Source organism: Micromonospora sp. WMMD1102 (assembly GCF_029626265.1).
Classification (GTDB): Bacteria; Actinomycetota; Actinomycetes; order Mycobacteriales; family Micromonosporaceae; genus Plantactinospora.
On record NZ_JARUBN010000001.1, the window covers coordinates 4,720,927 to 4,742,837 of the forward strand.

The 21,911-nt window shown below is 72.8% G+C and carries 20 protein-coding genes and 1 pseudogene; 12 read left to right on the forward strand and 9 right to left on the reverse strand.

The genetic code is table 11. The features are described 5' to 3' along the window. Positions 1 to 193: 193 nt before the first annotated feature. Complete coding sequence (locus tag O7626_RS21095; protein WP_278062862.1) at positions 194 to 2,194, forward strand: hypothetical protein; 2,001 nt, start codon at positions 194 to 196, stop codon at positions 2,192 to 2,194. Further along, positions 2,191 to 2,541, forward strand: coding sequence for a hypothetical protein (locus O7626_RS21100; RefSeq protein ID WP_278062863.1), 351 nt, complete (start codon positions 2,191 to 2,193; stop codon positions 2,539 to 2,541). The genes O7626_RS21095 and O7626_RS21100 overlap by 4 nt, the downstream gene beginning before the upstream one ends. Before the next feature lie 59 nt (positions 2,542 to 2,600). On the opposite strand, the gene O7626_RS21105 is transcribed toward O7626_RS21100, so the two are convergent. Next, positions 2,601 to 4,025, reverse strand: coding sequence for an Nramp family divalent metal transporter (locus O7626_RS21105; RefSeq protein ID WP_278062864.1), 1,425 nt, complete (start codon positions 4,023 to 4,025; stop codon positions 2,601 to 2,603). A gap of 137 nt (positions 4,026 to 4,162) precedes the next feature. Here O7626_RS21105 and O7626_RS21110 point away from each other — a divergent pair, with 137 nt between their 5' ends. After that, positions 4,163 to 4,717, forward strand: coding sequence for a GNAT family N-acetyltransferase (locus O7626_RS21110; protein ID WP_278066242.1), 555 nt, complete (start codon positions 4,163 to 4,165; stop codon positions 4,715 to 4,717). A 12-nt stretch (positions 4,718 to 4,729) separates the two neighbouring features. Here O7626_RS21110 and O7626_RS21115 read toward each other — a convergent pair. The 3 genes and pseudogenes from O7626_RS21115 to O7626_RS21125 form a co-directional block, all read right to left on the reverse strand. After that, positions 4,730 to 5,706 (reverse strand): annotated as a pseudogene (locus O7626_RS21115) (TIGR03885 family FMN-dependent LLM class oxidoreductase). Positions 5,707 to 5,851: 145 nt separating this feature from the next. Continuing rightward, positions 5,852 to 7,267, reverse strand: coding sequence for an NADP-dependent succinic semialdehyde dehydrogenase (locus O7626_RS21120; RefSeq protein WP_278062865.1), 1,416 nt, complete (start codon positions 7,265 to 7,267; stop codon positions 5,852 to 5,854). 60 nt (positions 7,268 to 7,327) lie between these two features. After that, on the reverse strand, positions 7,328 to 7,597 hold the full coding sequence (locus O7626_RS21125) for a DUF6343 family protein (protein ID WP_278062866.1): 270 nt from the start codon (positions 7,595 to 7,597) through the stop codon (positions 7,328 to 7,330). A gap of 148 nt (positions 7,598 to 7,745) precedes the next feature. Between O7626_RS21125 and O7626_RS21130 the strand changes: the two genes are divergently transcribed. Both O7626_RS21130 and O7626_RS21135 read left to right on the forward strand, forming a co-directional pair. Then, positions 7,746 to 8,168 (forward strand): PPOX class F420-dependent oxidoreductase, encoded by a 423-nt coding sequence (locus O7626_RS21130; RefSeq protein WP_278062867.1) that lies wholly within the window; start codon positions 7,746 to 7,748, stop codon positions 8,166 to 8,168. A gap of 246 nt (positions 8,169 to 8,414) precedes the next feature. Beyond that, positions 8,415 to 9,293, forward strand: a complete 879-nt coding sequence (locus O7626_RS21135) for a GDSL-type esterase/lipase family protein (protein WP_278062868.1) — start codon at positions 8,415 to 8,417, stop codon at positions 9,291 to 9,293. A 30-nt stretch (positions 9,294 to 9,323) separates the two neighbouring features. Here O7626_RS21135 and O7626_RS21140 read toward each other — a convergent pair whose 3' ends face one another. The 3 genes from O7626_RS21140 to O7626_RS21150 all read right to left on the reverse strand — a co-directional run bounded on the left by O7626_RS21140 (position 9,324) and on the right by O7626_RS21150 (position 11,604). Further along, positions 9,324 to 9,989, reverse strand: coding sequence for an EcsC family protein (locus tag O7626_RS21140; RefSeq protein WP_278066243.1), 666 nt, complete (start codon positions 9,987 to 9,989; stop codon positions 9,324 to 9,326). Between the two features lie 271 nt (positions 9,990 to 10,260). Then, positions 10,261 to 10,407, reverse strand: coding sequence for a hypothetical protein (locus tag O7626_RS21145; protein WP_278062869.1), 147 nt, complete (start codon positions 10,405 to 10,407; stop codon positions 10,261 to 10,263). Positions 10,408 to 10,599: 192 nt separating this feature from the next. Continuing rightward, the gene (locus tag O7626_RS21150; RefSeq protein WP_278062870.1) at positions 10,600 to 11,604 is read right to left on the reverse strand and encodes a hypothetical protein; all 1,005 of its coding nucleotides are present in this window, start codon (positions 11,602 to 11,604) and stop codon (positions 10,600 to 10,602) included. A gap of 350 nt (positions 11,605 to 11,954) precedes the next feature. On the opposite strand from O7626_RS21150, the gene add reads away from it, so the two are divergent. The 5 genes from add (at position 11,955) to O7626_RS21175 (ending at position 16,666) form a co-directional block, all read left to right on the forward strand. Next, positions 11,955 to 13,010: an adenosine deaminase gene (gene add, locus O7626_RS21155; RefSeq protein WP_278062871.1), complete on the forward strand. Its 1,056-nt coding sequence runs from the start codon at positions 11,955 to 11,957 to the stop codon at positions 13,008 to 13,010. A 3-nt stretch (positions 13,011 to 13,013) separates the two neighbouring features. Next, positions 13,014 to 13,934: a PAC2 family protein gene (locus O7626_RS21160; protein ID WP_278062872.1), complete on the forward strand. Its 921-nt coding sequence runs from the start codon at positions 13,014 to 13,016 to the stop codon at positions 13,932 to 13,934. Between the two features lie 98 nt (positions 13,935 to 14,032). Continuing rightward, positions 14,033 to 14,833: an exodeoxyribonuclease III gene (locus O7626_RS21165; protein WP_278062873.1), complete on the forward strand. Its 801-nt coding sequence runs from the start codon at positions 14,033 to 14,035 to the stop codon at positions 14,831 to 14,833. 54 nt (positions 14,834 to 14,887) lie between these two features. Then, a complete protein-coding gene (locus O7626_RS21170; protein WP_278062874.1) occupies positions 14,888 to 16,291 on the forward strand; it encodes a PQQ-binding-like beta-propeller repeat protein in 1,404 nt (467 codons plus the stop codon). Positions 16,292 to 16,333: 42 nt separating this feature from the next. Further along, on the forward strand, positions 16,334 to 16,666 hold the full coding sequence (locus tag O7626_RS21175; protein WP_278062875.1) for an antibiotic biosynthesis monooxygenase: 333 nt from the start codon (positions 16,334 to 16,336) through the stop codon (positions 16,664 to 16,666). Between the two features lie 177 nt (positions 16,667 to 16,843). Here the strand turns inward: O7626_RS21175 and O7626_RS21180 are convergent, their stop codons facing one another. Both O7626_RS21180 and O7626_RS21185 read right to left on the reverse strand, forming a co-directional pair. Further along, a complete protein-coding gene (locus tag O7626_RS21180; RefSeq protein WP_278062876.1) occupies positions 16,844 to 17,554 on the reverse strand; it encodes a class F sortase in 711 nt (236 codons plus the stop codon). Between the two features lie 20 nt (positions 17,555 to 17,574). Next, positions 17,575 to 18,078 (reverse strand): hypothetical protein, encoded by a 504-nt coding sequence (locus tag O7626_RS21185; protein WP_278062877.1) that lies wholly within the window; start codon positions 18,076 to 18,078, stop codon positions 17,575 to 17,577. 335 nt (positions 18,079 to 18,413) lie between these two features. On the opposite strand from O7626_RS21185, the gene trmB reads away from it, so the two are divergent. Further along, positions 18,414 to 19,262, forward strand: a complete 849-nt coding sequence (gene trmB / locus O7626_RS21190; protein WP_278066244.1) for a tRNA (guanosine(46)-N7)-methyltransferase TrmB — start codon at positions 18,414 to 18,416, stop codon at positions 19,260 to 19,262. 116 nt (positions 19,263 to 19,378) lie between these two features. Then, positions 19,379 to 21,880, forward strand: a complete 2,502-nt coding sequence (locus O7626_RS21195) for a DEAD/DEAH box helicase (protein ID WP_278062878.1) — start codon at positions 19,379 to 19,381, stop codon at positions 21,878 to 21,880. The last annotated feature ends 31 nt before the right edge of the window (positions 21,881 to 21,911 follow it).

Consider the following 21,911-nt stretch of genomic DNA (forward strand, 5'->3'; position numbering starts at 1 on the left):
CGGCGACTCGCCCGACCGGTTCGGGCCGGCGCTCTCGACTCGGTCGCGCCCGTCCGGAGGAGGTGACGGATCTTAACTTTCGGCAAGGCTGTAGTCACGAAGAGAAATCATCCTTTGCCTCGCGAGCAGCCGCCGAGGGCGCGCGACACCGGGTGCGGAGATCGCCGGGCGAAGAACCGCCCCAGGAGGGCTCGTGGGCAGAGCAGAGACGTTCCGCTCGATCGCCGCCTGTCTGGGCCAGCTCGCCGCGGCCGCGGCCGTCGCGATGGCGTCCATCGTGGATGGATTTGTCGACGTCCTGCTCCGGGCGGCCGGCTGGCTCGACGTCCCGGCCTGGCCGGCCGAGGGCGCCCTCCGGCTGATCGGCCTGCTGGCCGCGGCCGACCTGGTGGTGAGAGCCCGGGAGACGGCCCGCCGACACTGGCGGCGACGACAACGCCTGGAACGCGTCCCCGGTCCGCCGCCCCCGGTGACGCTCGGCCAGCACGACGCCGACCGGGAGATCCTCCGGTCGATGATCCGGTTGAGCCGCACCTACCCGGCACCGGCGATCCGGCTGTTCGGCCAGATACTGCTCGACCCGGCGAGGTACCAGGTCCGGATCACCGACGAGGTCCAGCAGGTGGAGGAGTGCCTGCGGGTGACGGTGTCCACCATGTTCAGCGCCGGGCCCGAGGACCTGGTCGGGCTGCGCGAGGAGGCGCTGCCCGGAGGATCTCCGGCGACCGACCCGGAACAGCCCGCCCCGCTGCCGCGTACCGGAACGACCGCGCCGGAGACCAACGGCGACGCCCGCGGTACGAGCCTGTCGGGTCGAGCCTCGGCCCTGCTCACCAGGCAGTCCCGACGGCACGACCGGCGGCACGACCCGGAGGACGGCGCAGGTCCGCCGGGCCCGCCCGACGACGACGGCGCCGGTAACCGGAGCGGGACCACCGGCCCGGCCGCCGACCAGCCCAGGGTGATGCTGGTACCGATGATCTTGAGCACCAAGGGCGCCATGCTGGACAACATCGAGACCGTCGACGGGGCCGGGGACCCGGTGCCGTTCCTGTCCCAGGAGGACGCCCGGGGTGTGGTCGCGCACGTGCTGCGGCAACTCTTCTGGGAGACGTTCGGCGAGGCGGTGCACGCGGCGGACGAGCGGCGGCGGGACGCCGTGCTCTTCGCCCTGCTCCGGCTGGTCTTCCAGGCCGGTCGGGTCTCGGTGGCCGACGCCGACGCGTACTTCGACCGCAACGTCGCGCCGATCCGGGACAGCGCCGGCGCCGACGACCTGACCCGGCTGCGCGGGGTCTGCACGTTCCTGGTCCGCAACTACGTGGTCATCGCCGAGGTGCCGCCGCCGGAGCGGTACGCCTGGATCCTGCGCTACACCAGGACCATGCCGGTGTACGGCCGGGCGACCTCGCCGCACGGCCGGCGGCGCGTCCGGCTCGGCCTGGCGCCGAACACCTTCGTCATCCCGCTGAACCTGCCGTTCACCACCACCAGCTACCACTTCCGGATGCGGGCCGGCACGAACACCTACGTCAAGGTGCACTCCGTGCAGTCGGCCCGGTCGGGGACCAGCGTGGACCAGACCGCCATCCGGGCCATGAGCAGGCACGCCTACCTCCGGGTACGTCGTCGCCAGGCGCTCCCGTACGCCCATCTCTACGCCCGACGCTTCGACACCTGCCGCGACCCGGCGGACCTGGTGATGGAGGTGGTCTTCGACGAGGTCCCGCCGGGGGCGCTCGGCCTCACCTCCTGGCTGGCCGCGCTCTCCGCAGCGGTGATCACCTTCCTCGCCCTGCTCGTCCCCGACAACGACGGCGACCGGATCTCCGGCGACGTGCTCGCCTTCCTGCTCGCCATCTCGCCGGTCGCGGCGACCTTCGTCGGGTACTCGATGGAGAAGCTGCGCCGCTCCTCGCTGACCACCTTCGCCGGGCTGGTGACCACCGGGGCCACCTCACTCGTCGCGGCGCTGCTCTACGTGCAGCCGTCGCCGCCGTGGCTGCTCGCCCGTCCGACGGTGCCGCTGCTCGGGGAGATCCGGGTGAACCTCGGCGTCTTCGCGGTCGGGCTGGTCGGCGGGCTGGTCGCCGCGTATCTCTTCTTCCGGCTCCGCGACGAACTCCACCACTACGTCGGCCTGCTCCGGGACGTGGAGCACCCGAGCGCCGACCGGCCGGGTGAGCCGGGATGAGCCGGGACGAGCCGGCCGGGTCGGCGCCCGATCCGGAGGAGCTGGTGATGGACCGTACCGCCGATCCCGGCGTCGGCTCCGAGCTGCTCGACGCGCTTCCGGCGGACGCGGTGGTCGCCTACCGGGGTGAGCCGCGCGCCTCGGAGCGGGCGCTGCTGCTCTGGCCGATGACCGCCGATCAGCGGCAGGCGTTCGGCGCCGGCATCGAGTGGGTCAGCAACCAGCTGCGGACCATGGACGAGGAGCAGGTCGGACGGTTCCTCGACGAACTCGCGGAGCAGACCGGACGGCTCGGCCTGGACACGTCGCCGCCGCCCGAGGAGCAGCTTGGCGGGCGTGTGCCGTGACACCGCCCGCCCAGCCGCTCCGCCGCCCGGCCTACCGCTGCCGGTCTGCCGCAGCCGGCCTACCGCAGCCAGTCGAGCAGCCGGTCGCCCTGCTGCCAGACGGTCAGCGCGGAGAAGGCCCCGAAGAGCAGTACCGACCAGAGCAGCGCGACCACCCGGTAGGAGCGCGGCCGGATCTGCTCGGGCAGTACCCGCCGGTTGAGCACCAGCAGGAGGATCGAGTAGAGGAACATCATCAGCCCGCCGACGCAGGCGGAGATGACCAGCAGGATCAGCGGCTGGTCGAACCCGGCCAGCAGGATGGCGCAGCCGAGCCCGACCAGCCCCCAGACCAGCGCGAAGTAGATCCGGCTCTCCGAGAGCCGGGGCAGGTACGCCGTCTTGACCACGTCGGCGGCGAGCCGGCTGGTGTAGTCGACGATGCCCAGCGCGGCGGCGAAGAGCGAGAGCGCACCGACCACCCAGAACAGGGTGCCGAACCAGCTGCCGACGACCTCCTTCAGCCGCTCTCCCTCGACCCGGAGGAAGTCGACGCTGTTGGCCAGCCCCGGCACGCCGTAGACGGTGGAGTAGGCCAGCAGCGAGGTGAGCACGATGGTGACGAACGAGATCAGCACGAAGGTGACCAGCTGTTCCCGGTTGGCCAGCCGCCACCACCGCCGCCAGTGGGCCAGGTTCTCCTCGGTCGGTTCGAAGACGAAGCCCCGGCTGTCCGGTGCCGCCTCCTCCCGGCCGGTGACCGGGCTGACCAGCCGGGGCACGTACCTGCCCATGCCGTAGCCCTTGTCCCGGATCCAGTTGGACTGCACCAGGTTCTGCCCGCCGCCGGCACCGGCGAAGACCAGCGCGGAGAGCATCAGCGCGAAGCCGAGTTCGGTGGGGAACTCCGGTGCGGTGACCGCGGTCGGCAGGTCGCCCCAGGCGCGGGCCGAGATGGCGAAGGCCACCGCGACGACGATGAAGGCCAGCACCAGGCCGACCTTGACGAACTCGATTCGTTCCAGCGCCTTGTAGACCACCGGGGCCAGGGTGAGCGTCGCGCCGATCAGCAGCAGCAGCCCGACGGCGATCCAGGTCGCGCTCCCGCCGAACAGGTAGGTCAGCATGGTGGCCGAACTCGATGCCCAGCCCGGCCAGAGGTTGGCGAAATAGACCATGATCGCGAAGACCAGTCCCCAGTGCCGCCAGAACCGCGAGAAGCCGGTCAGCGCGGTCTCGCCGGTGGCCAGGGTGTAGCGCTCGATCTCCATGTTCAGGAACCACTGGGTGACGATGCCGACCGCGGCGGCCCAGAGGAAGACCAGCCCCACCTGCGAGGCGATGTAGGGGAAGAGGATGAACTCGCCGGACGCCAGGCCGACGCCGGCCGCGACCACCCCCGGCCCGATGATCTTCCAGGCGGAGCGGGGCGGCGGGGGCAGCTCCCGGACGGCGACGCCGGGCAGGTGTTTCGTCGGAAATCGGTCGGCGGCGGTCTGCGTCATCGGTGACCTCCAGGGGACGGGCACCGGCCGGGCGAGCCGGACGCCGTGCTGGCGTCCACTCCTCGACCGGTCGGTGGCGAGATCGGTTCGCAGTGGTAGTGGTAGATAGATCTTCTGCCAACATGGACGTCGTGCCAATGGATCAGCTCGTCGTCCGGCCCGGCGGCCCCGACGACGTCGCCGCGGTGCTCGCCCTGCTCGACGGCGCCACCCGCTGGCTGGCCGAACTCGGGCGTACCGGCCAGTGGGGCAGCGCCCCGCACTCCGGCAACCCGCGCCGGATCGCCCAGGTCCGGCGCTGGGCCGCCGACGGCGACCTCTACCTGGCCGAACTCGCCGGCCGCCCGGTCGGGGCGCTCGTCGTCGGCGCGGCGGTGCCGCACGTGCCGGCCGCGACCGAACCCGAGTTGTACGTCAACCTGCTGGTCAGCGACCGCGCACACGCCGGGCGACGAATCGGCGCGCGACTGCTCGAGTACGCCGAGGAACTCGCCCGGTCCTCGGGGGTCGACCTGCTGCGGGTGGACTGTTACGCCGGTGACGACGGCGCCCTGGTCCGCTACTACGAGAACCAGGGCTTCACCGCCACCGAACCGTTCACGGTGCCGCTGGCCGACCGGCGCTGGCCGGGCCAGGTCCTCGAACGCCGCCTCGTCCCCCGCCCACGCGGCGAGGGACCGGACGCGGCCTGAGCCGACCACGACTCAGCGGGAGTCCGCACCGCCCGTGCGCAGCTCGGGTAGCACCTTCGCCCCGAAGGTGTCGACGAAGGCGTCCAGCCGCTGCCCCACGTGGTGCAGGTAGATCTCGTCGAAGCCGAGTTCGGCGTACTCGTGCAGCAGCGCCGTGTGCCGGCCCAGGTCGGCGGAGACGTTCACCACCTCGGCGACCCGCTCCGGCGGCACCTGCGCGGAGACGACGTCGAAGTGCTCCGGCAGTTCCAGGTCCCAGCAGACCGGCGGGGCGAAGACGTTGCTGCGCCCTGGTCGTACGCGATCCGGGCCGCCTCCTCCTGGTCGGGCGCCCAGCTCAGGTGCACCTGGAGATGCAGCTTGCCCCGGCCGCCCGCGTCCCGGTAGGCGTCGATCATCCGGCGCAGCCGGTCCACCGGCGCGTTCACGGTGATCAGGCCGTCCGCCCACTCGGCGCACCACCGGGCGGTCGCCTCGCTGACCGCCGCGCCGACGAGTGCGGGCGGCTGCTCGGGCCGGGTCCAGAGCCGGGCCCGGTCCACGGTGACGAGCCCGTCGTGACTGACCTCCTCGCCGGCCAGCAGCGCCCGGATCACGTCGACGCACTCCCGCAGCCGGGCCGTCCGGATCTCCTTGCGCGGCCAGCCCTCCCCGGTGATGTGCTCGTTGCTCGCCTCCCCGGTGCCGAGCGCGGCCCAGAACCGGCCGGGGTACATCGCGGCGAGGGTGCCGATCGCCTGGGCGATGATCGCCGGGTGGTAGCGCTGGCCGGGCGCGTTGACGACGCCGAACGGCAGCGTGGTGGCCTGGAGCGCGGCGCCGAGCCAGGACCAGGCGAAGCCGGACTGGCCCTGCCGGTCGCTCCACGGCGAGAAGTGGTCGGAGGACATGGCCGCGTCGAAGCCCGCCTCCTCGGCCCGGACGACGGCCCGGAGCAACTCGGCGGGGTGGATCTGCTCGTGCGAGGAGTGGAGCCCGAAGACCGTCATGGCGGTCTCACGTACCCCGTCCACCCCGGCCCGCACACCCGTTACGGCGACGAATATCGCCGGCCGGAGCCGGACGCCGCACGGGATCGGCGCGGCAGGGCACCGTCGGCGGGCAGCACCTCGCTGATGCCGGCGACCCGCCGGCCTACTCGCTGTGCGCCCCGGCCCCGGGCCCGGCCGCCGCCCCCGCGCCGATCCAGACCGCCTTGAGGTTGCAGAACTCCCGGATCCCCTGCACCGACAGCTCCCGGCCGTAGCCGGAGTTGCCGACGCCGCCGAACGGCAGCTCCGGATAGGAGGTGGTCATCCCGTTGACGAAGACCATCCCGGCGTCCAGGTCGGTGACGAACCGCTGCTGCTCGTCCGGGTCCCGGGTCCAGGCGTTGGCGCCGAGCCCGAAGTCGGTGCCGTTGGCCACCTCGACCGCCTCTTCGTACGAGCCGACCCGGTAGAGGCCGGCGACCGGGCCGAAGACCTCCTCGGCGTACATCCGCATCTTCGGGGTCAGCTCGCTCACCACCGTCGGCGGGTACCACCAGCCGGGCCGGTCCGGCACCTCGCCGCCGCAGAGCAGCCGGGCGTTCTTCGCCACCGCGTCCCGGACCTGGTCGGCAACCTCGTCCCGACCCCGTTCGGTGGCGAGCGGCCCGACGTCGGTGCCGTCGTCCATCGGGTCGCCGACCCGCAGCGCCGACATCCGGGCCACGAACGCCTCGGCGAACTCGTCGTAGACGTCGGTGTGCACGATGAACCGCTTCGCCGCGATGCAGGACTGGCCGTTGTTCTGGCAGCGGGCCACCGTGGCCACCTCGGCGGCCCGGGCCAGGTCGGCCGAGGGCATCACCACGAACGGGTCGCTGCCGCCGAGTTCGAGCACTGTCTTCTTGACGTACCGGCCGGCGATCGAGGCGACCGAGCGGCCCGCGCCCTCGCTGCCGGTGAGCGTCGCGGCCCGGACCCGGGGATCGGCGAGTACCCGCTCGATCCGCTCCGAGCCGATCATCAGGGCCTGGAACGCGCCGGCCGGGAAGCCGGCCCGGCGGAACAGCTCGTCCAGGTAGAGCGCGGTCTGCGGCACGTTCGAGGCGTGCTTGAGCAGTCCCGTGTTGCCGGCCATCAGGGCGGGCGCGGCGAAGCGCATCACCTGCCAGAGCGGGAAGTTCCACGGCATCACCGCCAGTACCGGCCCCATCGGGAAGTACCGGCCGTACGCCGAGGTGGCGCCGATCGAGCCGGCGTCGGCGGGTTCGTCGGCGAGGAACCGTTCGGCGTGTGCCGCGTAGTACCGGCAGGCCGCCGCGCACTTGGCCACCTCGGCCTTCGCCGAGGCGTACGTCTTGGCCATCTCCGTCGTCATCATCCGGGCCACCGCGTCGGACTCGACCTCCAGCAGGTCCGCTACCGCCGACATCCACCGGGCCCGGTCGGCGAAGGTGGTGCCGCGCAACTCGTCGAAGCCGGCCGCCGACCGGGCGAGGGCCGCCTCCAACTGCTCGTCCGTCATCTCGTCGAAATTCTTGAGCAGCCGTCCCGTGGTCGGGTCGACGGTGGCGATCGACATGTCGTACTCCCTCGGCGACGTCGGCGGATCAGGTGCGGCGTACCGGGACCGGCTCCGTGGTCACTCGAAGAGCGAGTGCTTCGTGCCCGGCGGTTCCTCCCGGCGGCGCGCGACCCGGCGGCGCTGCACCACCACCAGGTCGACCACGGCGACCACGGCCAGGATGCCGAGGACCACCGCGAGCACCAGCAGGTCGGCCCGGAGCGCCAGCACGCCGAGCAGCACAGAGATCACCAGACCGAACGCGGCCAGCGCCAGGCGCAGGTTGAGCGCGCTGTACGCGTGGCCAACCGTCCCTTTCGCCCCTCTGGGCTGTGATCTCGCGGCCATTTCGCCGAACTACCCGGTATCGGCCCGGACTAACCTGGCCGGCCCACCCCGCCCGTCCGCCGGTCCGGAGCCCGGATCCGCGACGCGGCCGGGCGGCGTCCCGACCAGGTGTCGGGGTTTTCGCCCCAGGCTGGGTATAAGGGAAGGTATGACTACCGGTCGTACTCCCCCAGCCAGCCACGAGGACCTGCTGATCCGCCCGCTCTTCGCACACCTGGCGACCACCCGCCCGGACGGCGGGCCACAGAGCAACGTGATGTGGTTCGCCTGGGACGGCGGCCGGATCCGGATGACCCACACCAGGAGCCGGCAGAAGTTCCGCAACCTCCGGCGGGATCCCCGGGTCGCCCTCTCGATCCTCGACCCCGACGACCCGTACCGGTTCCTGGAGGTGCGCGGCGTGGTGGAGAAGGTCGAGGACGACGACGAGGTCGCCTCGTTCTACCGGTCCCTCCAGCAACGCTACGACAACGTCTACGAGATCAGGGACGCACCGGAGCGGGTCGTCGTCACGATCCGTCCGGAGAGCTTCGTCGCCGTCGTCGACGGGCAGCCGCAGCGGGCCGGCTGACCCTCCACTCCGGTCGCCGAGCCGCCGGCCTCACCCGGCCGGCCTACCGGCGTGGCTCCGATCCGGCGCTCGCCGCCCCCGGGGCGGCTCCGGGGCGGCTCCGGGGCGGCTCCGGCCGGTGTCGATGATCCGCCGGGCCGGTGTCGGTGATCCGCCGGGCCGGTGGCGGCGTCGAGGGTTCCGGGGCGACAGCCGGGCCGCGTAGAGTTACGGGGCGATTGCTGTCCGCTCGGTACCGGGGGAAGCATGCCCAGACGATGGACCGCCGCCGTCACCGCCGTGCTGGCGGCCTTCGCGCTGGCCTGCGAGGGGTCCGACGGCGGCGGTGGCGGTCAGCCCGACCCTCCGCCCGCGCCGCCCCGGCCCGGACTGCCCAACTCGATCGCGGCGCTCGGCGACTCCATCACCGCCGGCTTCGGCTCCTGTCTGATCCTCGCCGCCTGCCAGCGCAACTCGTGGTCGACCGGGGAGAGCAGCCGGGTGGAGAGCATCTACCGGCAGCTCCGCGAGGTGAACCCGGCGATCCGCGGCAAGACACACAACGAGGCGGTGAACGGTGCCCGCGCCTCGGGACTGGCCGACCAGGCCGCCGCGGCGGTACGCGCCAGGGCGGAGTACGTGACCGTACTCATCGGAGCGAACGACGCCTGCCGGGGCGGGATCGAGGACATGACCGGGGTGGCGGCGTTCCGGGCCGACATCGACCGCGGGCTGGCCACCCTGAAGAAGGGGCTACCCAAAGCAAGGATCCTGGTGGTGAGCATCCCGAACCTCTACCGGGTCTGGGAGGTGGGACACGAGGACACCCGGGCGGTACGCGCCTGGCGGGGCCGGACCTGTCCCGCCCTGCTGGCCAACCCGACGTCGACGGAGCCGGCCGACCGTACCCGCCGGTCGACGTTCCGGGCCCGGGTCGACGCGTACAACGAGCAGCTCGCCGCCGCGTGCAAGGCGTACGGGTCCCGGTGCCGCTACGACGGCGGCGCCGCGCACCGGGTGCGGTTCGGCCTGGACCGGCTCAACCGGCTGGACTACTTCCACCCCAACGTGGCCGGGCAGAACGAGTTGGCCAAGGTGGCCTGGCGGGCCTCCGGCCTGGCCAGCCAGGCCCGCCGGGCTGACTGAGACCGGATAGCCCCGCCGGATCGACCACTGTCAGCGGGGCTGCGGCGGCATGATCGCCGTCCGGGGTCGGTAAAGCTCCTGGGCCCGGGTCGCCAGGCTCCTGGTCGCCGACGAGTTGGCCCAGCTGCCGAAGACCACCGCCGCGCCCGGCACCGCCTTGGCGACCAGTCGCTTGGCGGCCCGGACGCCGGCCATCTGCGCCAGCTTCAGGCCGAGCCGCAGCATCACCTGGGCCAGCAGGGTCTGCGAGCCGCGTCGCAGGGCGTCGACCCGCTCCCGTCCGGCGGCCACCCCGAGCGCCAGCCGCGCCGTCTCGGCGATCTTGTGTACCCGTTGCAGCACCAGCAGGTCGGTGGCCCGGTCGGCATGCTCGGGGTCGTTGCCGTAGGCGGCGGCGACGTAGAGCACCATCCGGGCCTGGGTCCAGGCCAGTACTCCCATGTCGAGGACCGCGCCGGGCAGGCCGGCGGCCCCGGAGATCGCTCCGGAGACCCGGGCGTGGTTGACGAACTTCCGGATCGCCGCGTCGGCCGTCGCCTCCGGCGTCATCTGCGGATACCGGGCACGGTTGCGTTCCGCCCAGGCCCGCGCCTGCGGCCCGATCCGCCGGACCGCCTCCAGGGCGAGATGCTCCGGGGCGTACTGCGGATCGGCCTTCATCCGTTCCCACAGCCCGCTGGGCGGGGCGACGGTCAGCTCCGGGTCGTCGACCCCGGACGGGTCCGGCCCGGCCTCCGGGTCGACCTGGGCGACCCCGACGGCGGCGTCCGGCACACCGTCGGGGGTTGGCTGCGGGTGGGGTGCCGGGCCCGGGTGCGCGGCGGCCGGCGGCGTGCGGTCGGTCGGCGGGACCGGCGCGGCGGTTCCACCGCCGACCGGCTGGGACTCGGTCACGGGTACTCCGGCTCTCGAAGGGGAAGGGGTCAGTGCGGTCTCCCGAACGGGAAGGGGTCAGTGCGGTCGACGGTCAGCGCCGGCCGCGCAGCCGGGACGCGATCTGCCGCATCCGCTGCTGGTTCGACGGCTTGGCCAGCTCGCGCCGGCCCCGCTCGACGAGCCGCTGGCCCTGTGGGGATCGCAGGAACAAACGGATCCGTTGCACCAGTGATGCCATCTCGGCCCTCCTCGCGTGGTCCTGTCATCAGGTTTACCCGATCCCCCGCGCCGCCACACCGGCCGCGCGATTCGCAGCCGTGCCGCTCCACCATCGTGGCCGCACCGGGCAAGTCGCCGGTTGTCGATGCGACACCCCCGGCGGCCTCCGTCGGCGGCGCGTCGGCCGGCGCCAGTACCAGGACGGCTGGCGTCAGCGCCAGGATGGTACGAGCGCGTCGACCACCCGGGTCGCCTGCCCCTCGTGCTTGGCGTAGTGCTCGGGATAGCCCGAGTACTGCACCGCCTGGGCCGCCTCGGTCAGCCGCATCCGCTCCCAGCCGGGTACCTGGCGCAGCGCCTCGAAGAACCGCGCACTCGCGTACGCCGGGTCCATCAGCCGGTTCACCGGGCCCCACCCGCTGCTGGTGCGCTGCTGGAACAGCCCGACCGAGTCGTGGTCCCAGCCGGTGCCCTGGTGCCGGTAGCGCTTGGATTCCGGCAGCACCTCGCTGGCCCGGTTGAGCAGGGTGCTCTCCTGCATGGCGGTGGCCACCCCGATGATCAGTCCACGGCGCGAGATGCCCATGTCCCGACCGGTCCGGACGATGGCCCGGGCGTTGTCCATCTGGACCTCGCTCAGCCCGGCCACCGGCTCCGCGTCGTCGAGCGGCGACGCCGTGTCCGGGTCCGGTCCGGCGGGCTTCGCCGCGTCCGACCGGTCGTGGTTGCCGGAGCGGCTGGACCGGTCCGCCGAGCGGTCGGCGCCGGGCTGCGCGCCGGTGCCGTCGTCGGGGCGGGAGAGCGCCACCTGGTCCTCGCCGCTCGCGGTGGCGGGCTCGGCCGGGTCGGCCGGCGACACCGCCTGGACGACGGCCAGTGCGCCGAGGCAGCAGACCACTCCGGCGGCCACCGCGACCCGGGCCGGGCGGCGCGGGCCGTACCGGGCGGGCAGTCCGGCCCGGACCGTCAGCGCGCCGGCCAGGGCGGCGAGGTCGCGCAGCAGCGCCGGGCCGAGCGGCCGGAGGTGACGGAGCAGGGGCAACAGCAGCAGGAGTACGAGGCTCCGCAGCCGGGTGGCCGCGAGGGCTGCCCGGCGGGTCCGGGGCAGCTGCGGCGGCAGGGCCCCGGATCCCGGGTCGGAGGAGGGGACATCATCCGATCGGACAGTGCTGGGCACGGCGGGGTGTCCGCTCTCAGAACGGTCGTCGTCAGGCATCCGACGAGGCTAGGCAGGTCGATGGCCGATTACGGTGGGTCACGCGGTGGTCTCGGCCACATCCTTCGGCCGGACAACCGGGCAACAGACCGCAGTCGCGGCCGGCGTCGGCCAGCCCCGACAAACACGGCTTTTGCGACAAAACATGTTTATCCCGTGATTAGGCCAGTTAACCCCGAATTAGGCGTCGACCCGAGCAACATCAACGAGTTCCTCCGTTCGGCCGAGCCGCCTACGCCCACCCGGACCCCCGCCCATTCCCCGGACCCGCCGCCGTCGTGAGACCGTGGACTATGGCACCGGCCACCGACCCACTACCGCAGCAGAATCGACCCGGGCAGCCGGACCCGTTGCCGCACCACGACCTCCGTCTGCTGCCGAAGACCAACCTGCACCTGCACCTCACCGGCTCGATGCGCCCGGAGACGCTGGCCGAACTGGCGGACCGGTACGGGCTGCCGCTGCCCGAGCCGCTCCCGCCCGGGACGCTGCACGGCTGGGCCGCGTTCCAGCGCCGCTACGACCTGGCCCGGGCCGCACTGCGTACCGCCGAGGACCTGAGCCGGGTGGTGGCCGAGGCGACCGCCGACAACGTCGCCGACGGCGCCGGCTGGGTCGAGATCCAGGTCGACCCGACGGCGTACGCCGACCGGCTGGGCGGGCTGGAGCCGGTGGTGGAGGCGGTCCTCGCCGGGGCGGCCGGCGGGCGTACCGGAGTGGTGCTGGCGGCCAGTTGGGCCGGTCCGCCCGCCCGGGCGGACGAGATCGCCCGGATCGCCGCCCGGTACGCCGGACACGGCGTAGTCGGCTTCGGCCTCTCCAACGACGAACGACGGGGCCGGATCGCCGACTTCGTCCCGGCGATGCGCACGGCGACCGGGGCCGGGCTGCTGGCCGTGCCGCACAGCGGCTTCTACGAGCCGGCCTGGCACGTCCGGGACTGCGTCACGCTGCTCGGCGCGCACCGGGTCGGGCACGGGCTGACCGCCGCGACCGATCCGGCCACCCTCGACCTGTTGGCCGAGCGGTCGGTGGCGATGGAAGTGTGTCCCAGTTCATACCCGCCGTTCGGAGTCACCGCCGGGCTGGCGGCCACCCCGCTACGCGTACTGCTCGACGCCGGTGTGCCGGTGGCGCTCGGCACGGACGACCCGCTGCTGTTCGGCACGGACCTGCTGGACCAGTACGTGCTGGCCCGGGAGGTACTCGGCTGCACCGACGCCGAACTGGCCACCCTGGCCCGCTCCTCGGTCGAGGCGTCCGCCGCGCCGCGGGAGGTCCGGGCCACGATGCTGGCAGGGGTTGCCGACTGGCTCGGTGGAATGGACCAAGATAGCGGCAGCGTTTGCTACATCGGGGACGCCGTCGCTGACGGCGCGTCCCGGCGTACTCCGAGGAGGTCCTGACCGGTGCTCGACCCGAACGAGCTCTACGAGCTCACCGACGATTTGCCCGAGCTGGGTCAGCCGGTGCTGATCCAGGCGCTCTCCGGCTTCGTCGACGCCGGGAACGCGACCCGGCTGGCCAGGGAACACCTGGTGTCGGCCCTGGAGTCCCGGACGATCGCCACCTTCGACGTCGACCAACTGCTCGACTACCGCTCCCGGCGACCCACGATGATCTTCGTGGAGGACCACTGGGAGCACTACGAGCAGCCGAAGCTCGAACTGCACCTGCTGCGCGACGACGACGACACCCCGTTCCTGCTGCTCGCCGGCCCCGAGCCGGACTTCCAGTGGGAACGGTTCATCGCCGCCCTGACCAGCCTGATCCAGCGCCTCGGCGTACGCCTGACGATCGGGCTGAACGCCATCCCGATGGCGGTGCCGCACACCCGCCCCACCGGGGTGACCGCGCACGCCACCCGACCGGAGCTGATCACCGGCTACGAGTCGTGGCTGCAACGCATCCAGGTCCCCGGCAGCGCCGGCAACCTGCTGGAGTTCCGCCTCGGCGAGCAGGGCCGGGACGCGGTCGGCTTCGCGGTGCACGTGCCGCACTACGTGGCCCAGACCGAGTACCCGGGTGCGGCGGAGCTGCTGCTGACCTCGGTCTCCCGGGCCAGCGGGCTGCTGCTGCCGACCGAGGCGCTGCGGACAGCCGCCGAGGCCGTACGCGAGGACATCGACCGGCAGGTGGCGCAGACCGACGAGGCGACCTCGCTGGTACACGCGCTGGAGGAGCAGTACGACGCCTTCACCCGGGGACGGGGCGGGCCGAACCTGCTCGCCGGCGAGAACGGGCCGCTGCCCACCGCCGACGAACTCGGTGCCGAACTGGAGCGCTTCCTCGCCGAGCAGGGCCGCCCCGGCGAGAACCCCGGCACCTGACGCCAGCACAGCTGACGGCGGAACATGCCGCCGACCCGGCACCCGGACGCGCGTCCCGGCTACCTGCGTTCCGGGTGCCGATCGGGCAGGCTGGGCAGATGCGACTGGCGACCTGGAACGTCAACTCGGTGAAGGCTCGGCTCCCCCGGCTGCTCGACTGGCTCGCCGGCACGAAGCCGGACGTGGTCTGCCTCCAGGAGACGAAGTGTCCGGACGGCGCGTTCCCGGCCGACGAGGTCGGCGAGCTCGGCTACGAGGTGGCCAGCCACAGCGACGGGCGGTGGAACGGGGTGGCGATCCTGTCCCGGGTCGGTCTGGCCGACGTCGCGGTCGGGTTCGCCGACGAGCCCGGGTTCCCCGAGCCGGAGGCGCGGGCCATCTCGGCGACCTGCGCCGGGCTGCGGGTCTGGTCGATCTACGTGCCGAACGGGCGTACCCCGGACTCGCCGCACTACGAGTACAAGCTCGCCTGGTTGGCGGTGCTGCGCGACGCGCTCGCCGCCGAGCTGCGTACCGGGCTGCCGCTGGCGGTCTGCGGCGACTACAACGTGGCGCCGACCGACGCCGACGTCTGGGACCCGGCGCTCTTCGTCGACTCGACGCACGTGACCCCGGCCGAGCGGCAGGCCCTGGCCGACCTGCGCGCCCTGGGCCTGGTCGACGTGGTGCCGACCCCGATGAAGGGCCCGCACCCGTTCACCTACTGGGACTACCGGGCCGGGATGTTCCACCAGAACAAGGGCATGCGGATCGACCTGGTGTACGCGACGGAGCCGTTCGCCGCCCGCGTCACCTCGGCGTACGTGGACCGGGAGGCCCGCAAGGGCAAGGGCCCGTCCGACCACGCCCCGATCGTGCTGGACGCGGAGGTCGAACCGGCCGGCGGGGATGCCGAATAATGTTCCCGGCACGGCGTGGGCCAGGAGCGGGGAGCGGATGGAAGACAGCCGGACGTGGTGATCGACCTCGGCACCGAGCGCTACGAGCCGCCGGCCGCACCCGCCAGGCCACCCCGCGAGTTGCGGGTACGCCGCTGGCGGATCACGGGGGCGATCCTCGCCGGGATCCTCGCCTTCAGCGTCGGTGGCGCCGCCCGGTCCCCGGAGCCAGCGCTGCGTGAGGTGCACGCCGCACCGCTCGGTCCGGCCGACACCTACATGCTGGCCGACGGCCTGCTCCTCACCACCTCGGTGATCGACCCCACCGACCAGGCGAAGCACCGGATCGTCTGCTACGACCTCACACGGCGGCGCCAGCTCTGGTCCGCCGACTACGCCCTCGACGAGAACCGTCTCGGGCCGAGGCGGGCCGGCGGGCTGCTGCTGGTCTTCGAGAAGGTGGCCGAAGGCGCACCGCCCCGGACCACCGCGCTGGACCTGCGGACCGGGCACCGGCGCTGGTCGTTACCGTACCGCTCGCTGCTGCTGCCCGACGCGCCGACAGCGCTGGTCCTGGACGACGTCTTCCGGCCGGAGGCACGGATCCGGCCCGCCCAGGTCGACGGCGGCGGCGAGGTCTACTTCGGGTCGGACGGGCATGCCTACAGCGAGCCGCCGATCGAACTGATCGTCCGGGGGCTCGACCTCGACACCGGTCAGCTTCGCTGGGAGTTGCCCCGGCTCGACAGCGTCCGCCTGGTCGAGGCATCCGAGAGGCAGCCGCCGGTGTTGCTGACCTCGTCGCCGGACGGTGCCGTCGAGGTCCGGGACCTGCTCTCCGGCGGGGTCAACCACCGGCTCGACTGGCCGGGCGGCGAACTCGGGCTGGTGCAACGGATCGGCGAGACCGTCGTGACGGTGGCGCAGTCGGGATCCGGGCAGGTCGTGACGGCGTACTCGGCAGATCTGTGGCAGCGGCGGTGGAGCCGCACGCTCACCGGCACGCGCGACTTCGTCGAGCGCTGCGGGCCGCTGCTGTGCCAGGCCCGGGACATCGGGACGAGCGCGCTCGACCCGGCCACCGGCGAGACCCGGTGGGAGCTGCCCGGGCCGCTGCGGCTGCTCGCCCTCGACCCGTGGCTGGTCGAGATGGACCAACGGACCGCACTTCGCCGGGTCTTCGAGACCCGGACCGGCCGGACCGTGGCCGAACTCGGCGGCTGGCGGTTGACCGACGACTCCACCTGGCCCGACGAAATTCCGCTCCGCACGGACCAGCCGCCGCTGGTACTCCAGTCGAACCCTGCCGGCGGACAGACCTCGTTCGGCGTGATCGACCCGGCCGGACCGTCGGTCCGCCGGCTCGGCGTGCTGCCGTACCCCCTGGAGGAGTGCGTGGCCGCCCAGCCGTTCATGGCCTGTCGGGTTCCCGGTGCGCAACTCCGCGTCTGGCGCTACCACCCACCCCGCCCGCTGTGACGACTGCCGTGCCGGCCCGGGTGACTGCCCTAGGCTGACGTCATGGCAGTAGTGAAGATCAACGCGATCGAGGTCCCGGCGGGTGCCGGTGCGGAGTTGGAACGCCGGTTCGCCGCCCGGCGGGGCGCGGTCGAGAACTCCCCCGGCTTCCTCGGCTTCGAACTGCTCCGCCCGGTGGCCGGCGAGGACCGGTACTTCGTGTACACGAAGTGGGAGAGCGAGGAGGCGTACCAGGCGTGGGCCGCCGGGCCGGCCCGGGAGGCGCACGCGCGGGGCCCCGCCGACGGGAACGGAGAGCGGCCGAAGCCGGCCGCGACCGGTGCCACACTGCTGGAGTTCGAGGTGGTGCAGGCGAGCGGCCCCAGCGCCCCGTAACCATCCGGCGCCTCCCGCCGGCCAGTCCGGGGCGCTGCCGGGTGCCGGGTCAGCATGCCGCGACCTCGGCGACGATCGCGGCACGACGTGGATGAAGACGAGTCGCCGGTGATCGAGCGCTGCTGTCGCTGGCTACCCGCACGCCGCCGACGTCTCGGCGGGCGGACCGGCGGGCGGTCAGGGCTTGCGGGAGTCCACCAGGGAGGCAAAGGCGATCACGTTGTCGGAGTAGCCGGTGCCGCCGCCGACCCAGCGGCCGCCGCAGGTGATCAGACGGAGCCAGGGACGCCGGAAGTCGCCGTACACCCGCTCGGCCGGGAGCTTGTCCTTGTCGAAGTGCTCGACGGAGTTGACCTCGAAGATGGCCACCGAGCGGTCCTGCCGGGTCACCTCGATCCGGGCGCCCGGCCGGAGTTTCACCAGATCGTGGAAGACCGAGGGCCCGTCCCGGGTGTCCGCGTGCCCGACGATGATCGCCGGCCCGAACTGCCCGGGGGTCGGGCCCCGGTCGTACCAGCCGACCTCGTCGTGCCGTTCGAGAGCGGGTACGGCGATCGACCCGTCGTCGGCCAGCCCGACCCGGTGCACCGGGGCGCGTACCCCGATGGACGGGACGGTCAGCTTCACCGGTCGGCTCGGCGCGAGTACCGGGAACTCCCGGGGCGGTTCCTTGCTGCCGCCGCCCAGCCAGCGCCACGGCCCGCCCGCCGACTGGCCCAGACCGGCGCCGGTGGCGAAGATGCCGACGAGTACCAGGATGATCGCCAGCGGCCCGACGATGCTCCGCCGGGGGCGCCCGCCGACGGACCGGGCCGCCGGGTGCCGCAGGTGCGCGGCCGGCCGCCGGCTGCCGAGCCAGGGACGCCGGCCGCTGGAGGTACGGACCATCTGGGCGGCACTCCTCCCGGTCAGGTCCCGCGGGCGGACGTGGACCGGGACCGCCGACGGATGGCGACCAGTCCCAGCACGGCACCGAGTACGGTGCTGGCCAGCCCGCCGGTTACCAGCAGCCGGCCCGGGTCGTCCCCGGCGGTGCCACCGAACCCGGTCGCCGGCCCGCGCTGCGGGCGGGTGGGGCCCACCACCATCAGCCTGGTGCTGGCGCTCCCGCCGTCCGGACAGCTCAGCCGGACCCGGTAGGTGTCCGCCTTGGTGCTCTCCGGCACAGCCGCGACCGCGGTGAGGAACCCGGCCTGCGGCTGCACGGTCACGCTGCCGAAGGCCGGCGACTCGACCGTGCCGGGCTGGGTGTTCGTCCGGCAACTCGCCTTGATGCCGACCATGAAGCCGGCCTCGACGGTGCTCGGATTCACCTGTACGAATACGTCGGCGGCGCGGGCCGGGGCGGGTGCGGCCAGCAGCAGGGTCAGCGGGAGACCGCAGAGGACCGCGATGCGTCGCCCCGTTGCCACTGGTCCCCCTCCCGGCGCCTCGGGCAGCGCCGGGGCTCCGGGCCCCGGGGCCTGCCGTATGCGGAAATCCTCTCATCTGTCGACGCCGAGCACATCCGGTCGGGCGATCTCGATCAGATCCGTTGCCAGGTCCGGGCCTGGTTCGGCCAGATCCGGGCCTGATCCGTTGCCGGGATGATCCCGTTGTCAGATCCGGGTGCGGGCGGCGGTAGCTCCGGCGGTCGTCCGCGCCGATCGCGTACGCTGGCTTTCCCGTGACCCTCACCAGCCAGGACCAGACCGGCCAGACCGGCCAGACCGGCCAGACCGCGCCGGCCCCGCAGCTCGCGCATCCCATGCCGCCCGCCGGCGCGGCAGAGCCGGCGCGCTCGGGCCGGCTGGCCCGGATCCGCACCTTCCACCCGCGCCGGGGACGGCTCAGCGGGCGGCACCTGGACGCGCTGGACCGGCTCTGGCCCCGCTACGGCCTGACCGTCCCACTTCCGGGCCACCCCTACGGCGGACCGGTCGAGACCGGCGCCGCTGGCCCATCCGGCACAGCCGGCGCCCCGCAAGACCCGCTGGAACCGGTAGTCGCGGAAGGCCCGCTGGAGCCGGTAGTCGCGGAAGGCCCGCTGGCTCGGGGAGCCGTCCTGGACCTGGCCGAGTTGTTCGGGCGTGCCGCACCGGTGGTGCTGGAGATCGGTTCCGGGATGGGTGACGCCACCGTGACGATGGCCGCCGCCGACCCGGGGCGGGACTACCTCGCCGTCGAGGTGCACACTCCGGGCATCGCGAACCTGCTCGACCTGACCGAGCGGCAGGGGCTGACGAACGTCCGGATCGCCTGCGGCGACGCCCTCGACCTGGTCCGCTACCTGCTGCCGGCGGAGCGGCTCGACGCCGTACACGTCTTCTTTCCCGATCCGTGGCCGAAGCCGCGGCACCACAAGCGCCGGCTGGTCCAGCCGGCGCACGTCGCGCTGCTGCGCTCCCGGCTCGTTCGCGGCGGCGTCCTGCACTGCGCGACCGACTGGCCCGAGTACGCCGAGAGCATGCGCGACACCCTGACCGCAGACCCGGAACTGGTCAACCTGTTCCCCGGCTTCGCGCCCCGCCCGGCGCACCGGCCGGTGACGAAGTTCGAGCGGCGCGGGACGGCGGCCGGCCGCCCGATCCACGACCTGATCTTCCGCCGCCGCTGAGGTGTGAGGAAGGGCCCCCGCATATCGCTTTCTGTTGTAGAAGGGCCCCTTCCTTACACCTCGGGCTCGGGAGCGGATTGGCGTTGCCGAGCCGGGCCAGGCACCATGGACCGGCTATGACGCTCACCGACCAGCTGCCGGGCAGCGCCGACCCCGACGCCCTCTTCGACGCGTTCGCCGGGTGGGCGCAGGAGCGTGGCCTGAGCCTCTATCCGCACCAGGAGGAGGCGCTGATCGAGATCGTCTCCGGGGCGAACCTGATCCTGAGCACCCCGACCGGCTCCGGCAAGAGCCTGGTCGCCACGGGTGCGCACTTCGCCGCCCTGGCGGCCGACCGGGTCAGCTTCTACACCGCGCCGATCAAGGCGCTGGTCTCGGAGAAGTTCTTCGCGCTCTGCGACATCTTCGGCGCCGAGAACGTCGGGATGCTGACCGGGGACGCCAGCGTCAACGAGGACGCCCCGATCATCTGCTGTACGGCGGAAATCCTCGCCAACATCGCCCTGCGGGACGGCGAGCGGGCCGACGTCGGCATGGTGATCATGGACGAGTTCCACTTCTACGCCGAGCCGGACCGGGGCTGGGCCTGGCAGGTGCCGCTGATCGAGCTGCCGCAGGCGCAGTTCGTGCTGATGTCCGCCACGCTTGGCGACGTCACCCATTTCCAGGACGACCTGAGCCGGCGAACCGGGCGGTCGACGGCACTGGTCCGCAACGCCGAGCGGCCGGTCCCGCTGATGTTCTCGTACGCGATGACGCCGCTGCACGAGACCCTGGAGGAGCTGCTCTCCACCCGGCAGGCGCCGATCTACGTGGTGCACTTCACCCAGGCCGCCGCGCTGGAACGCGCCCAGGCGCTGATGAGCGTCAACGTCGCCACCCGGGCCGAGAAGGACATGATCGCCGAGGCGATCGGCAACTTCCGGTTCACCGCCGGCTTCGGGCGTACGCTGTCCCGGCTGGTCCGGCACGGCATCGGGGTGCACCACGCGGGCATGCTGCCGAAGTACCGGCGGCTGGTGGAGACGCTGGCCCAGGCCGGGCTGCTCAAGGTCATCTGCGGCACCGACACCCTCGGCGTCGGGATCAACGTGCCGATCCGCACCGTCCTGTTCACCGGCCTGTCGAAGTACGACGGGGTGAAGACCCGGCTACTCAAGGCCCGCGAGTTCCACCAGATCGCCGGCCGGGCCGGGCGGGCCGGCTTCGACACCATCGGCACGGTGGTGGTGCAGGCGCCGGAACACGTGATCGAGAACGAGAAGGCGCTGGCCAAGGCGGGCGACGACCCGAAGAAGCGTCGTAAGGTGGTCCGGAAGAAGCCGCCGGAGGGCTCGATCGGCTGGGGCCGGCCCACCTTCGAACGGCTGGTCGAGGCCGAGCCGGAGCCGCTGACGTCGAGCTTCCAGGTCAGCCACGCCATGCTACTCAACGTGGTCAGCCGGCCCGGCGACGCGTTCGCCGCGATGCGGCACCTGCTGACCGACAACCACGAGGAGCCGGCCGCGCAGCGCAAGCACATTCGGCGGGCGATCGCGATCTACCGGGCGCTGCTGGCCGGCGGCGTCGTCGAGCGGCTCGCCGAGCCGGACGAGCAGGGTCGACGGGTACGCCTCACCGTCGACCTCCAGCTCGACTTCGCGCTCAACCAGCCGCTGTCGCCGTTCGCGCTGGCCGCGATCGAGCTGCTGGACAGCGCCTCCCCGACGTACGCCCTGGACGTGCTCTCGGTGATCGAGTCCACTCTGGACAACCCTCGGCAGATACTCTCGGCGCAGCAGTTCAAGGCGCGCGGCGAGGCGGTCGCCGCGATGAAGGCCGACGGCATCGAGTACGAGGCCCGGCTCGAACTGCTCGACGAGGTGACTCATCCGAAGCCGCTCGCCGAACTCCTCGACGCCGCCTACGAGATGTACCGGCGCGGGCACCCCTGGGTCGCCGACTACGAGCTGCGGCCCAAGTCCGTCGTCCGGGACATGTACGAACGGGCGATGACCTTCGTCGAGTACGTCGGCTTCTACGGCCTGTCCCGCTCCGAGGGGCTGGTGCTGCGCTACCTGGCGGACGCCTACAAGGCGGTGCGGCAGAGCGTTCCCGAGGACGCCAAGACCGAGGAACTGATCGACCTGATCGAGTGGCTCGGCGAACTGGTCCGGCAGGTCGACTCCAGCCTGATCGACGAGTGGGAGCGGCTGCGCAACCCGGCCGACCCGACCGCCGTGGTGGTGGACGACAAGCCGCCGGCGGTCACCGGCAACGTGCGGGCGTTCCGGGTGCTGGTCCGCAACGCGCTGTTCCGCCGGGTCGAGCTGGCCGCCCTGCGCCGCTACGACGAGCTGGGTGCGCTGGACGCCGAGGACGGCTGGGACGCCGACGCCTGGGCCGACGCGCTGGAGCCGTACTTCGAGGCGTACGACGAGATCGGCACCGGACCGGCGGCCCGCGGCCCGGCGCTGCTGATGATCGAGCAGGGCCGGGACCGCTGGACGGTCCGGCAGATCCTCGACGACCCCGACGGCGACCACGACTGGGGGATCAGCGCCGAGGTCGACCTCGCCGCCTCCGACGCGGCCGGCACGGCGGTACTCCGGGTGACCGAGGTCGGCCAGCTCCAGTAGCCGCCCGGCCTGCGAGGAGGGGCGCGCTCCT